Here is a 21,748-nt window from a genome sequence, read left to right on the forward strand (position 1 = left end):
CAATCGGGTCCGAGACCCACAACCGGGGACAACCGCCGGCCGCGCACCGGTGGCGCGCGGAATCGGAACTCGCAGCGCTCGTCCTGAGCGTCTTTTCTGGTGACCCACTGCGCAGGCTCCGCGAGCCACCAGCGTGCCCCTGGCGGAGCAAGTTAGTATTTAGGTGCCCTAAATGTGGATTTCCTGACGGAAATCTGACACGCTGGTCGCGTGGTCCCCGGTCGGGGTCGCTGCGCTGGGCATGTGAAGGGCGAGTGGAGAAGGCGGTGACGGCGTGAGCGAAGGCAAGAGTGTGTGGCGTCGAAGCCGCCAGTCCAACGAGGACGGTGGCCGGCAGAACCGGCACGTCGTGAAGCTGACCGATGAGCAGGAATTGGCTGCGCAGGCGAGAGCCAAGGTGGCCGGGGTGACGGTGTCGCGGTTGCTCGCGGACTCCGCGCTCTCGCAGCAGCGAGCGTTGATCGCGCACGAGGATCTCGCGCAGTTGTTCGCGTTGACGAACCACGTGGCTGCGGTGGGCCGCAATCTCAATCAGCTCGCGAAGGCGGCGAACGCGACGGGGCAGTTGGAGCCGGAGACAGCGGCGGCCATCGAGTCGGTCATGCGGTTGTTCGACCGCCTGCACACCATCCGCGTGGAGTTGGCCGGCCGGTGATACCGAAGATCGTCAAGGGCTCGAAGATGGTCGGTCTGGTGGTGTACCTCGCCGGTCCGGGTAAGGCCAACGAGCACGAGAACCCGCACATCGTGGCCGGCCACAACGCGGTGGTGCTGCGCGCACCGACCGGCGAGCTCACGCACGCCGATGCGATCGACATTGCCCACGAGATCGACACTCCGCGTGTGGTGTTCGGTACCGAAGTGCTCGCGACGAACCGCAAGCAGATGAACGCTGCGATCGACGATGGCGTCCCGCGCTCGGTGGCGTTGGCGGACGCGACGCACGACATCAATGTCTGGCACTGCTCGCTCTCGCTCAACCCGGAAGAAGGGGAACTGTCCGACGAGAAGTGGGGCGCGATCGCGACCGACTTCATGAAGGAGATGGGCTTCGACGATCCGGACGACCCGCGCTCACCGGCGCGGTGGGTCGCGATCCGGCACGGCAAGACCAAACGGGGCGGCGACCACATTCACATTGCGGCGTCCGTGGTGCGTGAGGACGGGACGAAAGTCAATCTGCGTCGTGACCACAAGCGGGTGCAGACGACGGCGAATCTGCTCGAGCACCGCTACGGCTTGACCGTGCTGATGTCGCGGGAGGAGGAGCGCGGTACCCGTGGTCTGGAGCCCGCCGAGCTCGAGACGACCCGCCGATCCGGTGCGGTCGAACCTGTCCGGCACAGCTTGGAACGCGCAGTGCGAGCAGCAGCGACGGCATCGAAATCCGAAGCCGAGTTCGTGCGTCGGCTGCGTGCCGACAAACTGCTGGTACGCCCGCGGTACGACAAGGGTTCGGCCGGTGCGGTGGTCGGCTACTCCGTCGCGACGACACCGTCGGCCGCCGAGCGTGCGAACGGCGGCAAGCCGGTCTGGTACGGCGGCGGCAGGCTCTCGAAGGACCTGACGTTGCCGCGACTGCGAGACGAATGGGACACCTCCGCCGATGCGAATGCGGCGGCTGCGGCGGAATGGTCGGCTGCGCGAAAGAAGGCGTCGGTCACTCGCGGCAACGGCCGTGAACGCGCAGGGTTCGACCCGGCGTTGTACGCGCGAGCGGCGGCGGACATGGAGACCTGGAATGCCTACCTGGCATCGGTTCCCGCGTCGGACCGAGCGCAGTGGGCGCGGGCGTCCGGGCGGGCCGCGGGTGTGTTCGCGGCGTGGTCGGCGCGCATCGAACCGACGCCGGGCCCGTTGGCAGCGGCGTCCGCGTCGCTGGCGCAATCCGCGCAGATCCCGGCGCACAGCAGAGGCGACGGTGCAGGCTCGCGCATGACGTCGGCGGCCGGTGCCGCGCTGATCGTGTTGCAGGCAACCACGACCGATCCGACAGCGGCGACGGCGTTGTTGTTGCATCAGATGATGCGCACGCTCGATGCGATCGCGGCCGCGCACCGGGCGTCCGGCGAGGCGCAACGAGCTGCGCAGTTGGTGGCGGTGCGCGAGCGTCACCTCGACGCTTTGCACGCCCGGTTGTCGAACCCGATGACAGCAGCGTCGGCGTTCACTGTCGATACCCGACCTCGACGCGAGGGCCCGAGTACCGCGTCTGCCGCGCGGAGCGCGCAGCAGCAGGTTGCGGACATCGTCGCGGCGCAATCGGTGTCGTCGGCGGGTAGTGCCGGTGGCCGGCAACATGTTGCGCTTCCGGACCCGGCAGGGCGGGACGAGATGGACCCAGGCCGATTGGCGTCACCGCCTGGCACTGCCCGTCGCGACCGTGAGGACCGCGACAAAGAACGGTGATTGCGTGCCCCTGACGTGGACGGCGGAGTGCCCGTTTCTGACGACGCGAGCTACCGGTGTGTGGGCAGCTCAGGGGACCGCAGTCAGCGTCGTCGTCAGTGGAAGGGCGATGAGTACTTCCCACGTGGGTGTTGGGGACATCGGCTGCCCTGTCCAATAGTTTTGGGCGCAGTCCATCATGAATTGGTAGTTCCCTGCTTTGAGCCATGTCATGTCGCCGCGGTGGGTAGTGGTCCCTGCAGGAACGGACAGCTGCCAAACAGTGCCGCCGCCACTGTCCGTGGCGAAGCGCTGAGCGTCGATGACTGTGGTGAACGCGAACAGGGAATGGAAGCGCGACGGTAAGGCGGGAAACATGGCGTGCCGGTACAGCTCCCAGAAATTCTCGATCACGAGATTGGTCGACACGATGTTGGCGCTGCTGCCGTTCCACAGCACCGACCCGACCGGCGGGTCATTCAATTGATACTGGCGGCCGTGCTCGGACAGGCCACTGTTGAGCGCGATTGTCCCGCCTGTCTGTGGAAACGTTCCGCGACGGTCGACGTGAAAGAACGTCTGCGTTGCTGACGTTGCCTGTGCCGGAGTCGTTGCGGCCTGTGTCGGCTCTGGCGTGTTGTGGTCGTGCACTTGTCACCCCTTTTCGCACCGGTTCCGTGTCTGGTCGATGCCCTTTTCAGACTACGGATCTCGGGGCACACCGGGCTTCGAAAGAGCTGACGCACCGAACAGGCCGTTCCCGTTCGGTGCGTCAGTTGTTGTCGAGTAGCTGTGTTCAGGGCTTGTCGATGTATCGCGCGACGGTCCACGCGACTATTCCTTGTTCGCGTGAAGAGTTGAGTTCGGCGAAGCGGTCGTGTTCGGGGAAGTGCTGGCCCGGTTGTTCGGGTCGGACGCCGATAACCGCACCGTAGACGACGGCGATATTTTCGCCGCCGAAGCCGTCGAGTGCGTCGAGCCACCGCTGCGGAACTGCGTCGAGCACACCGACACCGATCTCCTCTCCATCGGAGGCTCTCAGCGTGAATGTCTTCCCGGTTCGAGTGACGGTGAAATCTCGCAACGCCGGGGGACCGGCGCTGTCGATGAGCCGCATTCCGTACGACAGGGCCACGTCGAGCTTGACCTCTCCTGTGCCTACGTCGCCGGGGACTCTGATCGCTCGTATCGGTTCGATCAACAGCATTGGGAACGGGAGCGGGGCGAGCTGGACGCAGTCGTCGTTGCCGAGTACCGCACGAATGCTGCATTCGGTGTCCAGCAGGGCCGCTGACACCTTGCCGGTGGTGTTGAGCACTTCGCTGCCCGGCCCGGGGGTGAACCCCGTGGCGTTGGGTAGGGGGACCGTTGCCGGGAGCGCGTCGAGGGCGGCGACGGCGCACAGTGCGTCGTCGGCCGCGGCAACGTCATGCAGGCCGACCACGCCGGCGGCGAGCTCTTCGACGTCGACGCGGTCGGTGAGGATGACCAATGCCCGGCCCACCGCCTGCAGCGTCTCGGCAATGGTCGGGTTGAGCGGTGCGAGGTACCGAGCGCCGCTCGGTGCTGCCACCTCCACGGTCCCATCGCTTCGTAGGTCGGCACCCCAGGTCACCGTGCCGTCGACACTCGGCCGCGCCGGCACCGGTTCGAGGCAGTCGAATTGGGGATTGAGCTGCGCGACCGATCGCCACACGCCGTCCTCACAGGTGCCGACGTGGATGTCGCGACTGGGGTTGATGATGACCAGCGGTAGCGCCTGTTGCGGCCGGTCGGCATTCGGTGTGGTCGAACGCTTGCGCCGGGAGAGGCTGCGGCGCTTGTCTTTCGCCGGTGCCTGGAGCACCGCGGCGGTGATCCTGTACGACGGGTGTGGGACGGACACTGTCCCGCCGGTGCGGTAGTCCGCGCGGCGGCAGCTGGCATGGGTCGGGACGACCGTCAGCAGTGAGCTGTCGGACTCGTGCAGTGACACCGCGACGTCCTGGTCTCCGAGTGTCACACCGCACGCGGCGCACTCGCCGTCGCGGTGGATCATGGCGCGCACTGTCTCCCATCCGGTGCCCAATCGGGCTCGAATGTCGTTGGTCGCGGTTGCGTTGACCGGTGTCACCTCGTGGAGGTCCTTTCGTGTGGATGTATACGGCGAGCGGTTGCCTGGTGAAGGTAGATGGGTTGGCTACTTTTCCAGGCCGGGCCGTTTGTCGGTGCTGCGTCCGCGTTCCTTTCGTCGGACGCCGGGGTCGTTGACGGTGTCGAGAACCGGGGTGGTGGCGGACGGATCGAGGGCCTCGGAGAGCGGCTTGGCCTGTTGCACGTCGGCAAGCATTCGGGCGTCGACGATGTCTGCGTCGACGCCGGCGTCCAGGAGTGCTTCGGCGTCGCGGGCGCGCCGGGCGCGGGAGTCGTAGATCGGGCCCTGGGGGTCCAGGTCGATCTTCGGCCGCCCGGCGTTGCTCCATTCGTCGATCAGTTCTGTTCGTGCCGTCAGGTAGTCCTCGCGGTTCGCTGATGCTTCGCTCTGCGAGAACTGCGCGGCCAGTGCGGGCGCGTTGCTCATGGCCCACGCCTTCGATTGTTCGACCTCCCAGGCGGTGGTAATGGTCTGCGCCGCGGCGTCTTTGCCATCACCGGTTCCGTAGAGGAAGCGCTCGGCGTCGCGGGGTAGCGCTGTGGTGGCCCATTGCGCGGCGAGGTCGGTATCCGTCGGTTCGGCGGCGATGGTCGGTTGCTCGGAGACGCGTTCGCGAGGCGACGGCGACTGTGCGATCGCTGTTGCCGCGTCGTCTCGTTCATTCTGCGCTTTCTCGGGAACGGCGTCGGGATCGCGGTCGGCGTTGACTTCTCGCAGTCGATCGGTGAGCGCGTCGGGGAGGCCACGGTAGTCGGCGGCGGTGAGGCCGTAGTGCCGCTCGATCTGCTCTTCGACGTGTGCGATGCCGTACGGGGACCCGTTGTAGACCAGCTGTTCGTAGACTTCGGCGATCTGGTGCTCGGCTGCCATCTCCCACCACCAGTCCTCGTAGGCGAGGTAGAGCGGCGGTGTGGGGCGAGTGAGCCCGGCACCTTCGGGGTCGGTGCAGTAGTACGTGGGGTCCCACTCGCCGTGCTCGCGGTAGAGGTACACCGCCCATCGAGCGGGGTCGGCGTCGATCAGGTACTCGTTCACTGGAGCTCCGTCGGATTGCTGCAGATCCCACACCGGAATGTGTCCTCGGCCGGCGGGCGGATCCTCCAGAATTGTGAACCCTCGGTCGATGTAGGACTGTGAAAGTTCCTCTCGTTCCTGGCGTTCGGCCATCAGGGCTGCGACTTCGGCGGCGATGTCGGGGGTCTCGCTTCGGGCGAGAGCAGTGGTGTCGATGCCGTAGCGGGTCGAGAGCTGCTCGTCCAAGTTCGTGACCGCCTCGGCGGCCACCGGTGACTCGTTCTTCCATGCATGTGCGGTGCGATATGCCTGGGCGACTGTGTCCGGTTTGGCAGCAGTCCACCACCGGTCGGAGAACGTCGGACGCAGGTACGCATCGGCCGCTGTGCGTTCGGCCCGGATGCGAGAGTCGAGGGCGCGACCGTGTTCGACGGAGCGTTCGCGGGCCTGGCGTTGCCGCTCCTCTCGTCGACGCGCTATCGCCTCGCCAGCGGCCATGGCCACCTGTACGCCGGTGCGGACGGCGCGCGCGAGGTCGTCGGTGAGGGTGTCGGGGGCAGGTGATGTCATAGCGAGTGTCCTTGTCTGGCCTGTGCTTCGGGCACGAGGTCGGTGAGGTCGATAAGGCGCTGTGGTGGCGATTCCATCTCGAAGTGGTCGTGGAAGGCGTTGTCTGCGGAGGCGCGCAGGGCGTCGGCGAGCGCGGCGCGCGAGGCGAGACTGTCGATCGCGGCGACCATGAGGCACTGCGCGATGAACCGGTAGGACCAGTAGCCGGCCTTGGTTCCGTACGTGTTCAGCCAGGCCCGCGCGTGCACGATGTCTCCGAGCAGTGGACCGAGCAAGTCTCTGTTGATTGTGACCGGGGATTGGCCGTGCTCATCGAGCCCGTAGATCTGGCTTTTGTCGTCGCGGACGAGATCGTTGTAGGTCTCCCTCGCTGGTCTCTCGCGTACTTCGACGGCATGCCGCAGCTGTCGGACATGCGTGCGGAAGGTGGCCGGGCGCAACACGCGATCGACAGTGACCTCCGGCAGCACGAGGAGAACGTCCGGGACCGGCGACGGTCTCAGACCTATGCAGTGCGTCGCGCTCACGATCGGAGCGGTGACGGTGAACCACTGCAACGCAGCAGCGACGACGTGTTGCACCTGATCGGTGACCTCAGGAAAAGCGTGGGGTGGGATGCAGCGCAACGCGTCACCGAACGAGCCGATCGCGGCAACTGTCTCTGTCTGGGTCTGTGTCATCGGTGCTGTCCTGTCCGTGCCGTGCGTGAGTGTTCTGTCGCGGTGCCGGCGGCCACCGACGCATCCGTTGCTGTGGTGGACGACGATGCGTCCGGATGGGCGGGTTCGGAGGGCAGTCGGGTCATCCGGTCGCTGTGGCCTTCTCGAACCGAGCAGTGCTCGAACGGCCCGGTCGGGGACATCAGGTGCTCCATGTGCACGTCGAGATGGTCTTTCCACAGCACACTGGCACCGAGCCCGGGATCGGTGCGTAGTACCTCGAACACGTGCCACATCGCGTCGATACGGGCGACCGCTTCGCTGTGTCGTCGCCAGTGAGAGCACCATCGGCGTTCGTTGGTGTCGGTCACTTCGCGTCGGTACACGGTGAACAGCCATTGGTCGACGAACTCGTCCAGCGATTGGAAGTACGTCTCGGGTGCTTTCGGTTTCTGCTGGGCAGCCGGCGGCGATGTCGCGTCGGTGTTCGCGCGGATCGCGTCGAGAACTCCGGGGTCGGTGTTCGCGCGGAGGGCGCGGTAGAGCTCTGGAGTGAGATGTTCCGACAGGGTGGTTTCTGCGATCAGCTCCGCTTCACGGTGCAGCCGTTGACGTAGCGAGCCCACCAGCTCGACCAGATCGTCGATCGAGGCGGGCGACGACGCCGGTTCGTCACCATGATCGGCGTAGTCGGGTTCGCTGTCGTAGTCGACGTCGCTGGGTTCGCCGTCGTCGCGGGGTGGCTCGGTGAAGTAGTCGTCGACGGGTGGTTCGCTCATGACTGTGTCCTGACGGCGTCCGAATCCTGGTGCGAGACGGTGGATTGTCCGGCTCGTGGTGCGGTGGGGTCACTGGGGTCGTAGCGCAATCCCGATGCCTTGCGCAGAGACGGACCAGCTGTGGAGAGGGGGCGGGGCGGTGCGTCCGTCGAGGTCGTGATCTCGACCGAATCGACCTCTGCGTCGATCGAGTCATCGTCAGTGCGGCCCCGTTTCGCCCACCACTGTGCGGTGCGTTGGCGTGGGGTCAGCCGCGCTTCGGGGAGCGGCGTGCCCTTGTTGAGGGCGTTGACGAGCTCGGCGTGCGGTCCCTCGTACCACGGTGTGGTTTCCACGATCACCGGCCGCTGCCCGGATACGCGGACCAATGCCCTTTTGCGTGGCCATGCTTCGATGTCCTTGACAGGAAGGGTCCGCACTGTCGTTCGCTGGCGGCTCACGGTGCGTCCGGAGCTGGTCTGCGAGACCGATCCGGTGATCTCGTAGTGGTCTCCGATCGCGGTGGACATGTTCTCCACGAATCGGTCGTCGTCCACGACGTCACCACCGCCGTAGATGCGAATGTTCGCCGCTCCGAACAGTTTCCGCATACCTTCTTTGCCCCAGCAGGCTTCGCCCTGCGACCAGGACTGCAGAATGGTCATCAGCATCAGTCCGCGGGATCCGTAGTGGGAGTACAGGCTGGGGAGCTCGTCCCAGCGCACCACGTTGGCGGCCTCGTCGAGCGCGAACAGAGCCGGGCGCGACAGTCGCCCGCCTTCCCTGACGGCGCGGGCGACCAACGCGTCGCTCACGGCGATGGTGAACGCTGTGACCAGGGGGCCGGCTGAGCCGATGTCCTCCTTCGAGAGCAGGTACAAGCTGTCGGCATCGCTGGCCGCGAAGGCGTCCGCGTCGAAACTCGGCCGGGTGTCGTTCTCGCTCATCTTCATCACCCACGGATGAATGGTGCGAAACTTCAAGCAGTTCACCATCTTTCGGGCGGTAGCAAAGATGTTGCTGCGCGTCTTGGGGGTCTCGTTGTAGTGGGCACGCAGACCCGCGGCGATGTCGGGGAACCGTCCGTCGTCTTCGAGGATCGTCAGTGCCTCACGGTTTTCCGGTTTGCCCGCCCATCGGTAGATCTCGGGAAGAGGGCGCTCGGCCACGGCCGCAGTGATGATCAGGCCTGTCAGAAGATCCTCGCCCATCGCGTCGAAGAAGTCCGTTTTCTTCGCGGCATCGCCGTCGGCGCTGATAGCGAATTGGTGGGCGAGTTTGGAGGCTTTGAGTTCCCACCCTCCGCGCAGGCTGAGCTCGTGCTGCTCGGTCTCGGTCAGTCCCATTTCCTCGACGTAGTCGAGGCCGAAGACCGTACCCGCGGTGTCGTCGCTGGCCGGGGCGTCGCTATCGCCGTCGGGGGCGGTGTCGACGAAACCGTCGCCGTCCTCGTCGATCTCCGGCTCGGTCTTGGTCAGCGATACGGTCGCGAGTGCTTCGGCGGTCTCGGCGGTGGCGGCGCTCGAACGCACCCAGGCGATGGGGTCCCAGTAGAAGCGAGGTGCCTCGTTGGCGACCGCTTGGGGATCGAACACCCAGACCCGCCCGGAACGGGCGCGGAAGACACGCGTGATGTCGAGGACGTCGCGTTTGTTACTGGTGGTCACCACCACCCCGAACGCCGAGAGGATCGCCGGCACGACCCGCGAGGTGGTCTTACCCGATCGTGGGCCCCAGATGTCGACCGAGGTCATCTCCACGGTGGAGTAGAGCTTCATGCCGCCGTGCACCATGCGTCCGAGGTAGATGCCCGGCACCGTCCCATCCGGAAAGTCGGTGCCGATCGACGCTGCGTGTGAGCACGCGGCCTTCTCCGACAGATCCTTCATGTCGCGGGCCGATCCCATGTAGCGGGCGGCATCGTCGATGTGAGTCTTGCGATTGCGTCGGCGTCGCCAGAACAGACCCGTGGTCACCAGCAGCACGATCAGCACCAGTGCGAAGAACGTCGCCACTACTGTCGCGCCGGTCGGCCACACCAGATCGCCGGTGTAGAGCTGGGAGATCACGTCGGCGGGGTTGGCGGGGACGCTCTGGTCGGTATCGGACAGGGCGGTGCCCAGATGCAGCGATACTGCGGCTCCGCCGCCGATCAGGACTGCGGCACCGGCGATGCCGCCGAGCAGCCACGTGCCGGCGGTGTCGGTCGTGGGATCTTTGACGTCGTTGTTCACGATGGTTCTCCTCGGGTGCAGGTGCCGAAATTCAGGGGGTGTACGAGCTGACCCGGATGCCGTGGCCGGTGTCGGTGACCCGAACACGGACCTGCCGGGTGTCGTAGGTCCTGACGGCGGGGTCGTTGTCGGGCTCAGCGATGGCGGCGGAATGGATCAGCCGTCTGCAGCCCATATCCACCGCCACGGTCACGGCGTCCTCCACCCACTGGTTACTGCCGTTGCAACGTGTGGTCACCTGCTGGCGTGAGTCGGAGACCATCTGCCACAGACCGCTCGCCGGACGTGGTTGCGCAGCCTTCGAGTTCGCGAGTTCGTCGGTCAGGAACGGTCTCGCCCGTTCGACCGCGTCGGCCTCGCTGACGTCGGGGCCCGGCTCGAAGGACAGGACCGTCTCCATCGCCCGCCTGGCGGTGTAGAACAGGGCATCCTGGTCTACGCCGTCGTCCAGTCGTTGATTGCTGGTGAGGGCGATCGCGGAGCCGTCGACGGTTTCCGATGCCTGTGTATCGCTGCCGGTCGCGCCCTGACTGGGGCTGGTCGAGCATCCTGCCAGCAGCAGTGCCGCGGTAACGGCGCACAGCCCTGCGGCCCGGCGCACCGTCGGGATTGTGTGGGTGACGTTCATCGGTACTCCTCGATCGTGTTCGGTGGGGTGTCGTGTTGTGGGTCGATGGTCGAAACGTTCTGTAAGGCTTCTGCTTTCGCGATCAGGACCGTCCAGTGCACGATCGCGTCATCGGCGGAGTGAATCATCGGTAGTCCCTGCTGCGCTGTCCGACAGTTCGTTCCGGTGGATGCGGCGGCCGAAGGTGGCGATGTGCGGGCACATAGTCGGAGAACAGTTGCCGGTGAATTCGGTCGGTCGTGTCGATTCGACCCTCGTCGACCGGGATGTGCTCGGGCCGAGCTACCCTGTGCTGGTGTCGATCTCGCTCGCTCATGATCGAGCCGCCGCATCGAGTGCGCCCGACACGATGACCGTCCACAGGCACCACGTACCGGCGGCGATGGCGAGCAGTTTGAGGGCCGATCGCAGGGCAGTGAGCGGCCAGTCTCGGCCCCGCTGGTAGTCGACGACGACGGCGATCAGCGATCCGAAGGCCACCGCGCACACGGCGACGATCACCGCCCACCACCCGCTGTTCACGGCACCGCGCACCGCGGGATCGTCACTGGCTGCGACTGCGTCGACGGCGGCGGCGGGGAACGGGATGGTCCATACCGCCCACAGCACCAGGGCGGCCACCGCGCAGGCAGCCCAGAGCCGGAACCTCCCCACTGCGTCCAGGGCGTGAATGTTGGTCGAAGGTGTGATGGTCACGGTCGGTGCTCCTTTGTCCGTCGTGGTCGAGCGGTTGATGTGCTGGCGTGGCGGTGGTTCGGTCATGTGCGGTACCGGAAGTCGGAGAGTTTCCATCCGTTCGGGGTGGTGATGACCGTTGCCCGCCAGGGTTCGACGGGCCGCTGCGTCGACGAGCCGTCGGCGTGGAGGACTCGTTGCCGGCATTCGAGGTCGACGATGATCGTCCGCATTCCGGCCGGCGGGGTGGTGGCACCTTCGACGGGCCAGCAGGTGGCGGTGAGGGTGTCTTTCGAGCGGGCCCAGGCGTCCCACTCTCTGTCCGGCCGTAGCTCGGTGGTGCTCTGCGGCGCATCGAGGGTGTCGATCAGGGGTGTGGTGATCCAGGGCCGTGCGCGGGCGAGCGCGTCGGCTTTGCTGGCGTCGACGGCGGGTTGCCAGGACAGAATGGCGTTCATCGCGGTCATGGCGGCACCGGGGGCATCGAGGCCCGCGGGGTCGAGCGGGTCGATCTGGACGTGGGCGTCGGTGCCTTCGGGGATCGGATCGGAATCGGGTGAGCCCCCGCAGCCGGAGATGGTCAGTACCGCGGCTGCGGTGATGGCTGCGGCGAGTGCGCGGCGTCGACGGGCCGGTGAGGTGCCGCGAGTGTGAGCGTTCATGAGTTCTGCTTCCTGTACTTGGCTTCACCGGCGATGATCTTGTCGGCGTACGGGCGGGTCTGAACGACGTAATCGGTGGAGCCGGTGGGGAATCCGCCGGAGGAGAGCACGGCTCCCTCGCCGGCGTTGTAGCCGGCGAGATAGAGCTCGGTGGGTCCGTTCGGTGCGGACACGCGGCCGTCTGCGATACCGGCGTCGATGGCCTTGGCGATATCGCACATGTACTGGCCCTGGGCCATGACCGCGTCCCCGATGGAGTTGACGTCGACGCGTCCGTCGCCGTCGTAGTCCTTGCCGTAGGTCGCCCAGGTGCCCGGCATGAACTGTGCGGGCCCACCGGCACCGGTGGAGGAGACGGGAGCGTTTGCGCCGTAGGCGAATCCGTTCTCGGCGTCGAGCTGAGCGGCGATGAGCGAGGGCTTGATCTGCGGGCAGATCCCGCCTGCTTTGCGGATCCACGGCTCGAACTCGGGCGGGACCGATCCGTCGGCGAGATCTTCCCCGAGGCCTCCGCCGGCGACGGTGCAGCCCGGGCTCGTGGCCGCAGCATTCGACCCCGAACCGCCACTGCCGGGCAGCTGTCCCCAGACAGTGCCGGCGTCGTCGAAGCCGGAGGCGTCGACGGTGATGTGGACGTGATTCATATGGTTCTCGTTGTCCGAGCCGCGGTCCTCCATCAGCGAGGGCTCCTGGCCGGGGAAATGGATGGTCTGACGCCAGATCGCGTACTCGAGGTGGAAGAAGTCCGCGTTGGCCATGACGTAGTCGAGGACTTCGTTGCCGAGCGCGACGCCTTCGCCGGAGGAGTAGTTCGGGATCATCGCGTCGACGGCGCGGCCTTCGGGGTGATCGGTGGCCGCTCCGCCGTTCGCGCGCCACCCGCCGAGCGAGTCGAGCCGGTCCCCGAACTTCATGGCCAGGGCGCGCATCAACCGTTTGGTGCCGACCTGCAAGTTCGCTTCCGAACCCATCGACGCCGGTGTCGGAGCCGAGAGGTCACCGCCGCCTGCGGGAGCGCCGGCGAGCTGGTCGACCGGGGCAGCGGGAGCAGCAGGGGCGGCCGGTGCCGGACTCGGCGCAGCGGGAGCCTGCCCCGGTGCCGGGGCGGCCTCGTACTGGGCGAGGGGGTCGATGGCCTGCCCGCCGGCGTGGCCACCGTCCCAGATCTCGAAATGCAGGTGCGGGCCAGTGGATTGGCCGCGGTTGCCGATGGTGGCGATGAGCTGCCCGGCGCGCACGGGTTGGCCGGCCGCGACGGTGAAAGTGTCGATGTGCCCGTAGACGGTGGAGATGGTCTTGCCATCGATGACGTGATCGAGCACGACCCACTGCCCGAAGCCGGAGGCGTCGCCGGCGGCGTTGACCGTGCCGTCGGCGGCGGCGTAGATCGGGGTTCCGATCGGGCCGGCAAGGTCGATGCCTTTGTGCATCGATCCCCACCGCATCCCGAAGCCGCTGGTGAACGTCACCTGGGCGGGGTCGACGGGCTTGATGAACGACCCGGGCGCAGCAAGAAGGTTGCCCGGACTCGCTCCGGTCGCACTACTGCCGGGCATGCAGTCCAGGGCCCCGATCGCGGCCTGGTCCTCTTCGTCCTGCGCGAGGAAGGCCATCATCACGACCAGGCCCATCATCGCGGCCACGACGGCAGCGAGCACGCCCATCACGGCCGACGAGGAGGAGGACGACGACGAGGACGCCATCAGCTGGTCGCCGTCCCGAACATCGACCCGCTGGTGCGCCCGGCGGCGAGTCGGTGGTTGAGCTCGGCTGCGGCTTCGAGGGCGCGGCGCAGTTCGAGGACCTGCTCGAAATCGGCGCGCGGGCGCCGACCGGAGTCGTTCACCCAACCGCGGACCGTCGTTTCGGCCACGTCGAGGTGCTGGGCGACGACCTTGCAGGCCGCGGTGAACGAGGTTCCCTTCTCGATCGCATCGCAGACGGTGCCGATCGCGGCATCGCGGGTGGCGTCGTCGACGATCCGGTACTTGCGGCGCTCACCGCCACCGAACGCGGTCATCGGGTCACCGCCGCACGGCGCTGCTCTTCGGCGGCCGCGTCGAGCCGCTCATCGGTGTCGTGGATTCCCGACTTCTTCTCGGCCGGGGTCACCCACACCCGGAACGGGACACCGGGGCGGCCGCCTTCACCGAGCTTGAGAAGGAAGTGCCCCATCCCGGAGGGTGGCTGCTTGACCGCTTCGAGTGGTTCGGCGATGCGGTCGGTGTCCTGCGCCTCGAAGTGCGCGTCCTGTTGCGGGTCGACGGCGTCGCAGTACCGAGCTTCGCTGTCCTGGTGCACCCATTCCGGTGTCTGGGTGCCGGCGAGGTAGAGCAGCGACCGTGAGCAGTGCTTGCAGCGAATCCGCGCCGCGGTCATCGCGGTCGCGGCCGAACCCAGGTCGGCCGAGTCCGACCAGTTGGTGAGCATCGTCTTCTCCCGCTCGGAGAACTGCATGACCTCGGAGAGGCGAGCGACCTCGCTGCGGGGGATGGGGCCGATGATGCGGGCGCGGGAGCGCTCGAAGAATCCTGAGGCACCGACTTTTTCGAGGTCGGCCACCGAGTGGGTGACCGCGATGACGCCGACGCCTTTGGTGCGCTGCAGGCGTTGGACACCGTCGAGGCGGTCGACCATCGTCGGACCGCACGAGAGGACCTGCCAGAGCTCGTCCATGAGGATCGAGAACGCCAGGTGTGGGCCGTTGCCGCTGGTAGCGCGCAGGTGCGCGGCGTCGACGGCGGCGAAGCACTCCGACCAGCCCGAGACCAGCACTGCGGCACGCATCAACGAGTCGCCTTCGGGGACGGCGGACATGTCCAGGCAGGTCGAGGGGTTGTCGATGTCGATCCGGACAGTGGTATTCGAGTCGAACGTTTCCCCGAACCGGCCTTTGGTGAGCGCGCGCAGCGTTCGCAGCAGCGGTTTGACCTGCCCGCGGTACTCCTCTTCGCTGTCCGCCACGACGTCGTTCTGTAGTTCCTCGGGGCAGCTGTCGACAAGGTCGAGCAGGTCCGACAGGCGCGCGGGCCGCTCGACGTCGTGTCCGCGGCCACCGCCCGAGACGGGTGTGTAGAGCAGTCGGATACCCGAGTCGATGACCGCTTCTTCGTAGTCCTGCAACGGAGAACGGCGGACGATCTCGCACAGTGCCAGCACGAGGTTGACCTGACGGAAGTGCAGCGCGAACTCGTAGCGGCGACGCAGATCCGGGTCGATGGTGACGTACCGGGCCAGAGCGACCCCGATCGGACCGGGATCGAGGGGATTCAACGAGCCTGTGCCGTAACCGACTTCGTTGACACCGGTGGTGCAGACCGCTTCGGTGAGCTTGCGTCCGTCGGGCTTGACGTCGCCGGGCCACATCACCCGGATACCGGCGGCGATGTCTCCCAACGCGATACGGCGCAGCAGGGTCGACTTACCGAATCCGTTGAGCGCGATGATGATGCACGCCGGTGCGGTGATCGCGCCGCGCTCTTTCGCAGCGAGCGGTGAGAAGCCGACCGGAGCGCCGGTCGACAGGTGCGGTCCGAGGATCGGTCCGAGGATCGGTGCGGAGGCACCGAAGATCCACGGATACAGCCCCGCGACCTGCTTGGTGGTGCCGCGGTACTCCACCGGCGGCAACACGATGGCCATGCGGCCGCTGCTCGCGCCTTTGAATCCGCGTGCGTCGGATTCGGTGAACCGCGCCGGATCGGTGCCGTCACCGAGCAGGGCCAGGTCGCGGTCCCGGTTGCGGCGATGGTTCGCGTCGCGGTTGAGGCGGGCACGCAGCCAGAAGGCGGTGATACCGGTCGCGGCCGCGCACCGCCGTTCGAGCGCGGCCCGCTCCTCGTCGGACATGACCTTGTATTTGTCGACGCGGGTCGATGCGGGCTTGGGCGGGCGGGCGTGGGTGGTGGGCACCGGGGTGGTCCTCTCGATCGGTCGACAACGCGGCAGTGGTGGTTGCGGGTGTGGATCAGCCGTCGGCCAGGCGCGGCAGGGAGGTGTGTTCGGGTGCGGAGACCCCGACCCCGAGACCGACCGCGAATGCCGCGTCCTGCCAGTAGTTGCTGCGCCGCACCGACAGCAGCGCCTGGACCGAGACGTCGCGCAGGATGGCATCGATGCGGGGAACGTCGGTGCTCTCGGCGGGTCCGGTGACGGTGATCAGGACCGCGAACCGGGTCATGCCGTGCCCGAGGGACTGTTCCTGCTGGGCGAGATTGGCGGCGCGCTCGTCGTTGACGTCGCTCATGTTGTCCAGGCCGGTGCGTCCGGATCGGCGGGCGCGGGCGTTGCGGTAGTCGCTGGCGGCGACATCGGCGGCCTCGCCGGCGGGGTGGACGCGGTAGATGATCGTCACCCGCTTGTGCGGCAGCTCGGCGTGCGGGCGGATCAGGCGTTCGAGGACGCGTTCGGTGACTGCGCGTTTCGGTGCAGCCCGCATTTCCCAGGTCACCGACACCGCGCCGTCGTGCAGGTAGCGATCGCGTTTACGGAACGCCGTACGGGGCCCGCAGTCCGCCCAGTTCAAGCCGGTGCCCTGACCGGAGTAGAGAGCCGCCTCGACGGCTTCGAGAGCAGCGGGATCGTAGGAGCGGCGCACCGTTCCGGCGACCTCGTCGGCGGTCATAGGGGTGCAGATGACCCCGGCAGCGGCTGCGGCGGAGGTGATTTCGGGAAGTCGACGGGCGATCTCCACGGCCTGCTCGGCGGGGTCCTTGCGACGCTCGTCGGTCTGGGCCTCGAAGGTGATCGCCAGGCGGGCGGCCATTCGGACGCCGCCTTTGGCGGTGCCGGTCGCTGTTTCGTACATCGACTGCCGCGCGAGCTCGGGGGCGTCGCGGCGCACCCGGCCGCGGACGGTCTCCATCAGCACCGTGCCGGTATCGGGAACGGTTTCGAGTACTGCTGCCACCAACGGGATGTCGGAGACGTCGCCGAATGCGGTGAGCTGCTGTCCCCAGTTGTTCACCGCGCGGTCGAGGTGTTCCTGGTCGAAGTTCTCTCCGCCTTGCGGCTCGGCGGCGAGCTCGACGGTGTAGATGTTCTTGTCGGGCATGTGGATCATGGAGAACGTGCGGCCGGCGGAGTCGATCGCCTCGTAGAGGTCGGTACCGGCGAGCACACCCGGTAGCCGCAGCATCCCGCCGGGCACCTTCGAGAAGGCACCGGAGGCGTAGGTGTCTTCCCCGCGACGGCGCGAGGTCAGAGCCGAACGCCAGCCGGAGAATCGGCGGTGTCCGCTCTGACCGTCCTTGTTCATCACCATCGGCACGAGCACCACCGCACCCGCGGCCACCACCAGGCCAGAGGCCATCAGCGACCGTGTGAACAGGTACGTGGCGATCATGGCCACGGCCACGCCCATGCCGATGATGGTCACTGCGAAGCTCACACCGAATGCACCGCCCGAACGCGGCAATCGCCACGCGCCGTAGGTGGTCGGGACTCTGCGCTCGCTGCTCATCGAATCGTCCTGCCCGTCCGGTCGGTGACACCGATCGCGGCCGCCACACGGCGGGCGGCAGTCCAGAACGCTGGATCCTGCTGCCATCCGGCTGGTCGACGAGGCACCAGCGTTGCACTCGATGCGATCGACCGATGCACCCCGGCCGATAGCTCATCACGGTTGTCGCAGTGGTGGTTCATATCTGAAAGCCCCTGTCGTCGTTGGTGTTTCCCAGGTTGCGGTCGGCTGCTCCGTCGACGCCGGACCCGAAGGAATCCGGGGCCGATCCACCCCCTGCGGCCGGTCCACCGGCGTCGGTGGCCCGCCCTGCTGTCTCTGCGCCGGAATCGCCTGCACCGGTGCCGCTGGGCATCGATCCGCCTCCGCCGTCCGATCCGCCGCTGCTCGGCCCCGAGCTGTCACTTCCGCCGCCGCCTCCACCGGAGGGGCCGACACCGAAGGACGCGGGAACCGATCCGGACGAGCTCGACGGAGCCCATCCCTCGACTGCGCCGCCGCCGGCCGCGCCGCCCGCTGCGCCGCCGGCCGCGCCCGCACCTGCGCTGGCACCGCCGGTCGCGGCCATGCCTCCGATCTGGACCGCGGCACCGGTGAGAGCGGCAGCGGCCGCGAGACCGCCTGCACCGCCCGAGGTTTCAGGAAGTAGCAGCTTCATCAGCGATGGCAACACCAGTGCGGTGCAGGCCAGCAGGAGTGCTCCGACGACGGCGGTCATGATGCCGCCGTCGGCTTCCTGCGAGGGTGCGGACTGGGCGAAGAGCATGGCCGAGATTCCGATGACGAACGCGCCGACCGGCTTGAAGAGCAGGAACGCCAGCGTCCATGCGATCAGGCGGTCGTATGCGCCCGCACCGATGCGTGTTCCGCCGGCGGCCGCGACGATCGGCAGGAACGCCGAGACGACGACGAGCATGCCCATTCGCATGATGAGCAGAAACGCCATCAGCAGACCGCCGAGGATTCCGATCAGTCCGATGACGAACAGCATCGCGATGCCGCCCGATCCGGTGAACACCGTGATCCGCACCATTGCTTCGACGAGCTTGGCGGGATCGTCCCCGACGGTGGAGGTGATGAACCAGCTACTGACCCCGTCCGATATCCGGGTGCCGATGACCACGAAGAAGCCGATGGAACCGGAAATGATCGTGGCACGGGCGAGTTGGCGGAATCCTTCCTCCGAGACCTGCCGAATTGCTCCCGATCGGGCGAGGGCGAGCTTGCCGCCGAGCAGGATGATCGAGACGATGAGGAACGCCAGCTGGATGTCGTAGGTGTAGCCGCCGACAGTGGACAGCACGCTCTGGAATGCCTGTTCGTTCTGGCCGGGGATCTCGATCCACCAGCCCAGAGCGAATTTCAGGGCCGCGCCCCCGGCCTCACCGAAGCTCAGACCGGCTTTCTCGAATGCGCCTTCGGCGGCGTTCTTGACGGCGTTGACCGGTGCGGCCGCAACATCCGCCGCAGTGTCGATGCAGGTCGGTTCGCTCTCGGTTCCCGAGGCGGCGTCCACGATCTCGCCTACGGCAGATGCGATGGCACCGTACGGGCTCAAGCACTTCGAGACCGCGCCCGCCTGGTCGAGAAAGGACGGATCCTCTGCTGGTGGCGCGGGATCTTGTGCGGCAGCGATACCGGCACTGCCTGCTACCAGGGCAAGAACGGCTGCGAACGTGAAGACCGCGCGCAGCGAATGGGTGAGAAGTGTGTGCAGTCGACGCCCGATCACCACCATGTCAGCCAGCCCGCCTCGAACGGTGTCGAGTCGGCACTGCCACCGACCGTCGGACCCTGCGGGGAGTTCAGTGGCCGGACTTGCAGGACCCATCCACGGTCTTCGCGCCAGACGAAGTCCGAGTACACGCGCCGGTACTGGGTAGCGCCATCTTTGAGGGTGGCGGTGTAGCCGAACCAGACGCGGGTGAGGGCGTCGGTGTAGTTCAACTTCAAGGAGGGCAGCGCAACGTATGCGGAACCGTCCGCGACGGAGCCGAGAACGCCGGTGGCGTTGTAGCGCTTGGCTTCCGCGTTGGTGCCGGTCGGATCGTCGGCCTGACCCGACGCTGCGATCATGTCGATGCGATCGTTTCCGGAGGTGACGTATGCGAGATAGTGCGCCGCAGCCAACGCCGCACCCTGGGGGGTGTGGCTGAATCCTGTTGCCACACCAGAGGAATCGATAGCAGTCGGCCCGTCCGAGGTGGAGAACGGCAGCACCATGTTGCCGTGCACCCGTTGGAGCATCACCCCTTCCGGAGCGGTGTCGGGTGTGCGGCCGGCAGGTGGGGTCTTCTGCTCGAGGACGACCCCGTTCGGGTCCTTCGGGACGTAGACCACCCGGTCGAGGGAATCGAACTCGGGATCGGGCTCGAACAATCCGGCAGTGTCCTGCGGGGTCACCTGCGCCGCGGTGCCGCCGTCGTCGAGGGGGACCAGGGGTGTGTCCTGGTCGCGGGAGAGGACCACCAGGCTCACGGCGAGGCCGGCGAGCATGATGACCACCACCATTCCGACGCCGATCCAGCCGACGGTGCCGATGCGCTTGCCTTCGGGCTCGGTCGGTTCTGTTGCAGGCGTGGGATTCTCGTCGTAGTGCGGTTCGGTCATGGTCTGGTTCCTTCCAGGTCGACGATGTCGCCGGGAAGGGTAGCCAGATCCTCGACCGGGTTGGTGTCGCTGACCGGGAGAGTGAGCTTCCAGTCATCGCCGGACCAGGTCACCGGGGTCAGAGTCGAGGCCAGCGAGTCGTCGGGGAAGCGCTGAACGATCGAGACATCGGCTGCGTCGGCCGAGTACTCCTCGATCGTGTAGCCGACGATCTCGGGGGCAACGGAGGGATCGATGCCGCTGGTGGAGACCAAGGCCCGGTTGCCGGCCCACAGGTCGCGGCCAGGGCCGGCAACGCTGACAGCGGGAAGGATTTCCGCCCATCGTCCGTCGACGGCGGTGGCGAGCTGGACCGATTGGTCGATCGCGGCCAGCGCTGCCCCTTGCGGGGTTTGGGTGTAGCCGGCGAACGGTGCCCCAGGGGACGAGGTCGGTCCGTCCACTGCGCCCAGGGGTACCGCAATGCTCCCTGCTGTGGTCCAGGAGGCGATATCGGGGGCACGGTGAAGATCGATGCTCGGTGCTGCGGGAGCATCGCTCTGCGGCTCTGTCTCGTCGCGGCCGCAACCGGCCAGCAGGAGGCCGACCGTGATCGCGGTGGCCGCACCTGCGGCCAGGTATCGACGGCCTGTGCGGGGGTGAGTGGCGATGGTCATTGTCCGCCTTTCAGAGGTGGGTTGATGCGTTCGATGTCGTCGACGACGCTGGGGTTCGGTTGCGGATCGTTCGAGACGGTGCCGGTCGCGTCCAGTAGGGCAGCGGCGATACCTCCGGCCGCGACGGCGGCGAGAATCCAGCCGATGACCGCGGCGAAGAACTCGGCCGAGACAGGCGATTCGACACCGGGAGTGTGCTGGTGATCCCAGGCCATGCGGGCACCGACGAAGATGATCTTTCCTACGCAGGCCACCGCGACGAGCCCGAGCATCCACCCGAGGGCGGTGTTGATGTTCTCGACGACATCGGCGGGCATGGCCAGGACAGTCCCGGCGTCGGTGGCCCCGGTCATCCGCCGGCGACTGCGTTGAGGATGGCGTTGGCGCTACCGGAGACGATCGCGCCGACCAAAGCGCCGAGGAGGATCTTCGGGGCTTGGATCGTTCCCTGATTCCACTTCTCCCAGGCCATCTTTCCGCCCGAGAACACGATCGCGGCCATGCAGGCCAGCAGCACTCCCCAGAAGAGCCAGTTCAACAGTTTGAGCAGTCCGTTCGCGCCGGGCGGGAGTTCGGCGGTGACGTTGAATTCGATGGCCTGGACCGAGAAGTCCTGCACGGCCTGTGCGGTTGCGAGAATCATGGGCGATCATCGAGCCTTTCGTGTCGTGTTCGGTGAAGCGGTGAACATCGGTCGCATCAGTACTGCGGTCCGAAACTCGTTGTGAGGCAGCAACGGTGAACTGGTTACGAGATATAGGGCGAGAGGCCGTAGGTGCCGGCCATGATCAGGCAGCCGAGGATGGATCCGACCAGCATTTTCGTGTTCTTGTCCTCGCGGCCGTCGTGGTGCTTGCGGGTCCGTGCCATGCGGCCCAACGCGACCAGGACCCCGATCGCGCAGGCCAGGTAGATCGACAGCGTGAGCACCCCGAGCATCGGCAGTGCGCCGAGCGCGGCCATCATGCGATCCACCCCATGAACTCGTAGGCGGCGAACGAGACAGGGCCTGCGACCACGGTCCCGATCAGCACCTTCGTGGTCTTGGCCTGACAGCCTGTCTTGCTCATTCGAGCCCACGCGATGCGGCTCAACGCGATAGCAAACGCTGCTCCACAGAGGACGCACACGGCCAGCATCAACCCCCGAAAGAGCGGCAGAATCTTCAATGGCCCGGTCGGTGGGGGCAGCGGATCCTGCGCCAGCGTCACGGCGCTCTGGACAGTGTCGATGAGGATCATGTGTGGTCACCGAGCCTTTCCGTTGGGTTCGCCAGTGCGGTTACGTGTCCGATCGGGC

General features: G+C 66.9%; 23 protein-coding genes. 2 read left to right on the plus strand and 21 right to left on the minus strand.

What is annotated here, in order from left to right; translation table 11 throughout:
- The first annotated feature begins 274 nt into the window (after positions 1-274).
- Both mobC and AB0P23_RS20140 read left to right on the plus strand, forming a co-directional pair.
- Complete coding sequence (gene mobC / locus AB0P23_RS20135; protein WP_363799014.1) at positions 275-655, plus strand: plasmid mobilization relaxosome protein MobC; 381 nt, start codon at positions 275-277, stop codon at positions 653-655.
- On the plus strand, positions 652-2,409 hold the full coding sequence (locus AB0P23_RS20140; protein WP_363799017.1) for a hypothetical protein: 1,758 nt from the start codon (positions 652-654) through the stop codon (positions 2,407-2,409). Before mobC ends, AB0P23_RS20140 begins: the two co-directional genes overlap by 4 nt.
- 69 nt (positions 2,410-2,478) lie before the next feature.
- Here the strand turns inward: AB0P23_RS20140 and AB0P23_RS20145 are convergent, their stop codons facing one another.
- The 21 genes from AB0P23_RS20145 to AB0P23_RS20245 form a co-directional block, all read right to left on the minus strand.
- On the minus strand, positions 2,479-3,039 hold the full coding sequence (locus AB0P23_RS20145) for a hypothetical protein (RefSeq protein WP_363799019.1): 561 nt from the start codon (positions 3,037-3,039) through the stop codon (positions 2,479-2,481).
- Positions 3,040-3,184: 145 nt separating this feature from the next.
- Positions 3,185-4,501, minus strand: coding sequence for a hypothetical protein (locus AB0P23_RS20150; protein WP_363799021.1), 1,317 nt, complete (start codon positions 4,499-4,501; stop codon positions 3,185-3,187).
- A gap of 66 nt (positions 4,502-4,567) precedes the next feature.
- Positions 4,568-6,106 (minus strand): hypothetical protein, encoded by a 1,539-nt coding sequence (locus AB0P23_RS20155; RefSeq protein ID WP_363799023.1) that lies wholly within the window; start codon positions 6,104-6,106, stop codon positions 4,568-4,570.
- Positions 6,103-6,786, minus strand: coding sequence for a hypothetical protein (locus tag AB0P23_RS20160; protein WP_363799026.1), 684 nt, complete (start codon positions 6,784-6,786; stop codon positions 6,103-6,105). The genes AB0P23_RS20155 and AB0P23_RS20160 overlap by 4 nt, the downstream gene beginning before the upstream one ends.
- A complete protein-coding gene (locus AB0P23_RS20165) occupies positions 6,783-7,544 on the minus strand; it encodes a DUF4913 domain-containing protein (protein WP_363799029.1) in 762 nt (253 codons plus the stop codon). The genes AB0P23_RS20160 and AB0P23_RS20165 overlap by 4 nt, the downstream gene beginning before the upstream one ends.
- Entirely contained in the window at positions 7,541-9,757 is a 2,217-nt protein-coding gene (locus tag AB0P23_RS20170; RefSeq protein ID WP_363799032.1) for a TraM recognition domain-containing protein, read from the minus strand. The genes AB0P23_RS20165 and AB0P23_RS20170 overlap by 4 nt, the downstream gene beginning before the upstream one ends.
- Before the next feature lie 31 nt (positions 9,758-9,788).
- The gene (locus AB0P23_RS20175) at positions 9,789-10,385 is read right to left on the minus strand and encodes a hypothetical protein (RefSeq protein ID WP_363799034.1); all 597 of its coding nucleotides are present in this window, start codon (positions 10,383-10,385) and stop codon (positions 9,789-9,791) included.
- The gene (locus tag AB0P23_RS20180; RefSeq protein WP_363799036.1) at positions 10,382-10,513 is read right to left on the minus strand and encodes a hypothetical protein; all 132 of its coding nucleotides are present in this window, start codon (positions 10,511-10,513) and stop codon (positions 10,382-10,384) included. The genes AB0P23_RS20175 and AB0P23_RS20180 overlap by 4 nt, the downstream gene beginning before the upstream one ends.
- A 184-nt stretch (positions 10,514-10,697) precedes the next feature.
- Complete coding sequence (locus AB0P23_RS20185) at positions 10,698-11,081, minus strand: hypothetical protein (RefSeq protein WP_363799039.1); 384 nt, start codon at positions 11,079-11,081, stop codon at positions 10,698-10,700.
- A gap of 62 nt (positions 11,082-11,143) precedes the next feature.
- Positions 11,144-11,722: a hypothetical protein gene (locus AB0P23_RS20190; protein WP_363799040.1), complete on the minus strand. Its 579-nt coding sequence runs from the start codon at positions 11,720-11,722 to the stop codon at positions 11,144-11,146.
- Positions 11,719-13,353: a M23 family metallopeptidase gene (locus tag AB0P23_RS20195; RefSeq protein WP_363799093.1), complete on the minus strand. Its 1,635-nt coding sequence runs from the start codon at positions 13,351-13,353 to the stop codon at positions 11,719-11,721. The genes AB0P23_RS20190 and AB0P23_RS20195 overlap by 4 nt, the downstream gene beginning before the upstream one ends.
- 71 nt (positions 13,354-13,424) lie before the next feature.
- On the minus strand, positions 13,425-13,742 hold the full coding sequence (locus tag AB0P23_RS20200; RefSeq protein ID WP_094661994.1) for a hypothetical protein: 318 nt from the start codon (positions 13,740-13,742) through the stop codon (positions 13,425-13,427).
- Positions 13,739-15,634 (minus strand): ATP-binding protein, encoded by a 1,896-nt coding sequence (locus AB0P23_RS20205; protein ID WP_094716868.1) that lies wholly within the window; start codon positions 15,632-15,634, stop codon positions 13,739-13,741. Before AB0P23_RS20205 ends, AB0P23_RS20200 begins: the two co-directional genes overlap by 4 nt.
- 55 nt (positions 15,635-15,689) lie before the next feature.
- Positions 15,690-17,183 carry an SCO6880 family protein gene (locus tag AB0P23_RS20210; RefSeq protein ID WP_094716867.1) on the minus strand — a complete coding sequence of 498 codons (1,494 nt, stop codon included), beginning with the start codon at positions 17,181-17,183 and terminating at the stop codon, positions 15,690-15,692.
- 178 nt (positions 17,184-17,361) lie between these two features.
- Positions 17,362-18,921 carry a hypothetical protein gene (locus AB0P23_RS20215; protein ID WP_094716865.1) on the minus strand — a complete coding sequence of 520 codons (1,560 nt, stop codon included), beginning with the start codon at positions 18,919-18,921 and terminating at the stop codon, positions 17,362-17,364.
- On the minus strand, positions 18,912-19,793 hold the full coding sequence (locus tag AB0P23_RS20220; protein ID WP_094716864.1) for a hypothetical protein: 882 nt from the start codon (positions 19,791-19,793) through the stop codon (positions 18,912-18,914). Before AB0P23_RS20220 ends, AB0P23_RS20215 begins: the two co-directional genes overlap by 10 nt.
- Positions 19,790-20,449, minus strand: a complete 660-nt coding sequence (locus AB0P23_RS20225; protein WP_094716863.1) for a hypothetical protein — start codon at positions 20,447-20,449, stop codon at positions 19,790-19,792. The genes AB0P23_RS20220 and AB0P23_RS20225 overlap by 4 nt, the downstream gene beginning before the upstream one ends.
- The gene (locus AB0P23_RS20230) at positions 20,446-20,802 is read right to left on the minus strand and encodes a hypothetical protein (protein WP_094716862.1); all 357 of its coding nucleotides are present in this window, start codon (positions 20,800-20,802) and stop codon (positions 20,446-20,448) included. The genes AB0P23_RS20225 and AB0P23_RS20230 overlap by 4 nt, the downstream gene beginning before the upstream one ends.
- Positions 20,799-21,092, minus strand: a complete 294-nt coding sequence (locus AB0P23_RS20235; RefSeq protein WP_094716861.1) for a hypothetical protein — start codon at positions 21,090-21,092, stop codon at positions 20,799-20,801. Before AB0P23_RS20235 ends, AB0P23_RS20230 begins: the two co-directional genes overlap by 4 nt.
- 104 nt (positions 21,093-21,196) lie before the next feature.
- On the minus strand, positions 21,197-21,424 hold the full coding sequence (locus tag AB0P23_RS20240; protein WP_143547052.1) for a hypothetical protein: 228 nt from the start codon (positions 21,422-21,424) through the stop codon (positions 21,197-21,199).
- Complete coding sequence (locus AB0P23_RS20245) at positions 21,412-21,690, minus strand: hypothetical protein (protein WP_094716859.1); 279 nt, start codon at positions 21,688-21,690, stop codon at positions 21,412-21,414. The genes AB0P23_RS20240 and AB0P23_RS20245 overlap by 13 nt, the downstream gene beginning before the upstream one ends.
- Positions 21,691-21,748 lie beyond the last annotated feature (58 nt).

This window comes from Rhodococcus sp. NPDC077669 (assembly GCF_040686915.1).
Lineage (GTDB): Bacteria > Actinomycetota > Actinomycetes > Mycobacteriales > Mycobacteriaceae > Rhodococcoides > Rhodococcoides fascians.

What these genes read in the sequence shown, in the direction of transcription:
- AB0P23_RS20215 (WP_094716865.1), bottom strand. Translation starts at nt 18,921, where the DNA reads ATGGTGGTGATCGGGCGTCGACTGCACACACTTCTCACCCATTCGCTG.
- AB0P23_RS20220 (WP_094716864.1), bottom strand. Translation starts at nt 19,793, where the DNA reads ATGACCGAACCGCACTACGACGAGAATCCCACGCCTGCAACAGAACCG.
- AB0P23_RS20175 (WP_363799034.1), bottom strand. Translation starts at nt 10,385, where the DNA reads ATGAACGTCACCCACACAATCCCGACGGTGCGCCGGGCCGCAGGGCTG.
- AB0P23_RS20210 (WP_094716867.1), bottom strand. Translation starts at nt 17,183, where the DNA reads ATGAGCAGCGAGCGCAGAGTCCCGACCACCTACGGCGCGTGGCGATTG.
- AB0P23_RS20230 (WP_094716862.1), bottom strand. Translation starts at nt 20,802, where the DNA reads ATGACCGGGGCCACCGACGCCGGGACTGTCCTGGCCATGCCCGCCGAT.
- AB0P23_RS20225 (WP_094716863.1), bottom strand. Translation starts at nt 20,449, where the DNA reads ATGACCATCGCCACTCACCCCCGCACAGGCCGTCGATACCTGGCCGCA.
- AB0P23_RS20245 (WP_094716859.1), bottom strand. Translation starts at nt 21,690, where the DNA reads ATGATCCTCATCGACACTGTCCAGAGCGCCGTGACGCTGGCGCAGGAT.
- AB0P23_RS20180 (WP_363799036.1), bottom strand. Translation starts at nt 10,513, where the DNA reads ATGATTCACTCCGCCGATGACGCGATCGTGCACTGGACGGTCCTGATC.
- AB0P23_RS20235 (WP_094716861.1), bottom strand. Translation starts at nt 21,092, where the DNA reads ATGATTCTCGCAACCGCACAGGCCGTGCAGGACTTCTCGGTCCAGGCC.
- AB0P23_RS20160 (WP_363799026.1), bottom strand. Translation starts at nt 6,786, where the DNA reads ATGACACAGACCCAGACAGAGACAGTTGCCGCGATCGGCTCGTTCGGT.
- AB0P23_RS20155 (WP_363799023.1), bottom strand. Translation starts at nt 6,106, where the DNA reads ATGACATCACCTGCCCCCGACACCCTCACCGACGACCTCGCGCGCGCC.
- AB0P23_RS20165 (WP_363799029.1), bottom strand. Translation starts at nt 7,544, where the DNA reads ATGAGCGAACCACCCGTCGACGACTACTTCACCGAGCCACCCCGCGAC.
- AB0P23_RS20195 (WP_363799093.1), bottom strand. Translation starts at nt 13,353, where the DNA reads ATGGGCCTGGTCGTGATGATGGCCTTCCTCGCGCAGGACGAAGAGGAC.
- AB0P23_RS20190 (WP_363799040.1), bottom strand. Translation starts at nt 11,722, where the DNA reads ATGAACGCTCACACTCGCGGCACCTCACCGGCCCGTCGACGCCGCGCA.
- AB0P23_RS20200 (WP_094661994.1), bottom strand. Translation starts at nt 13,742, where the DNA reads ATGACCGCGTTCGGTGGCGGTGAGCGCCGCAAGTACCGGATCGTCGAC.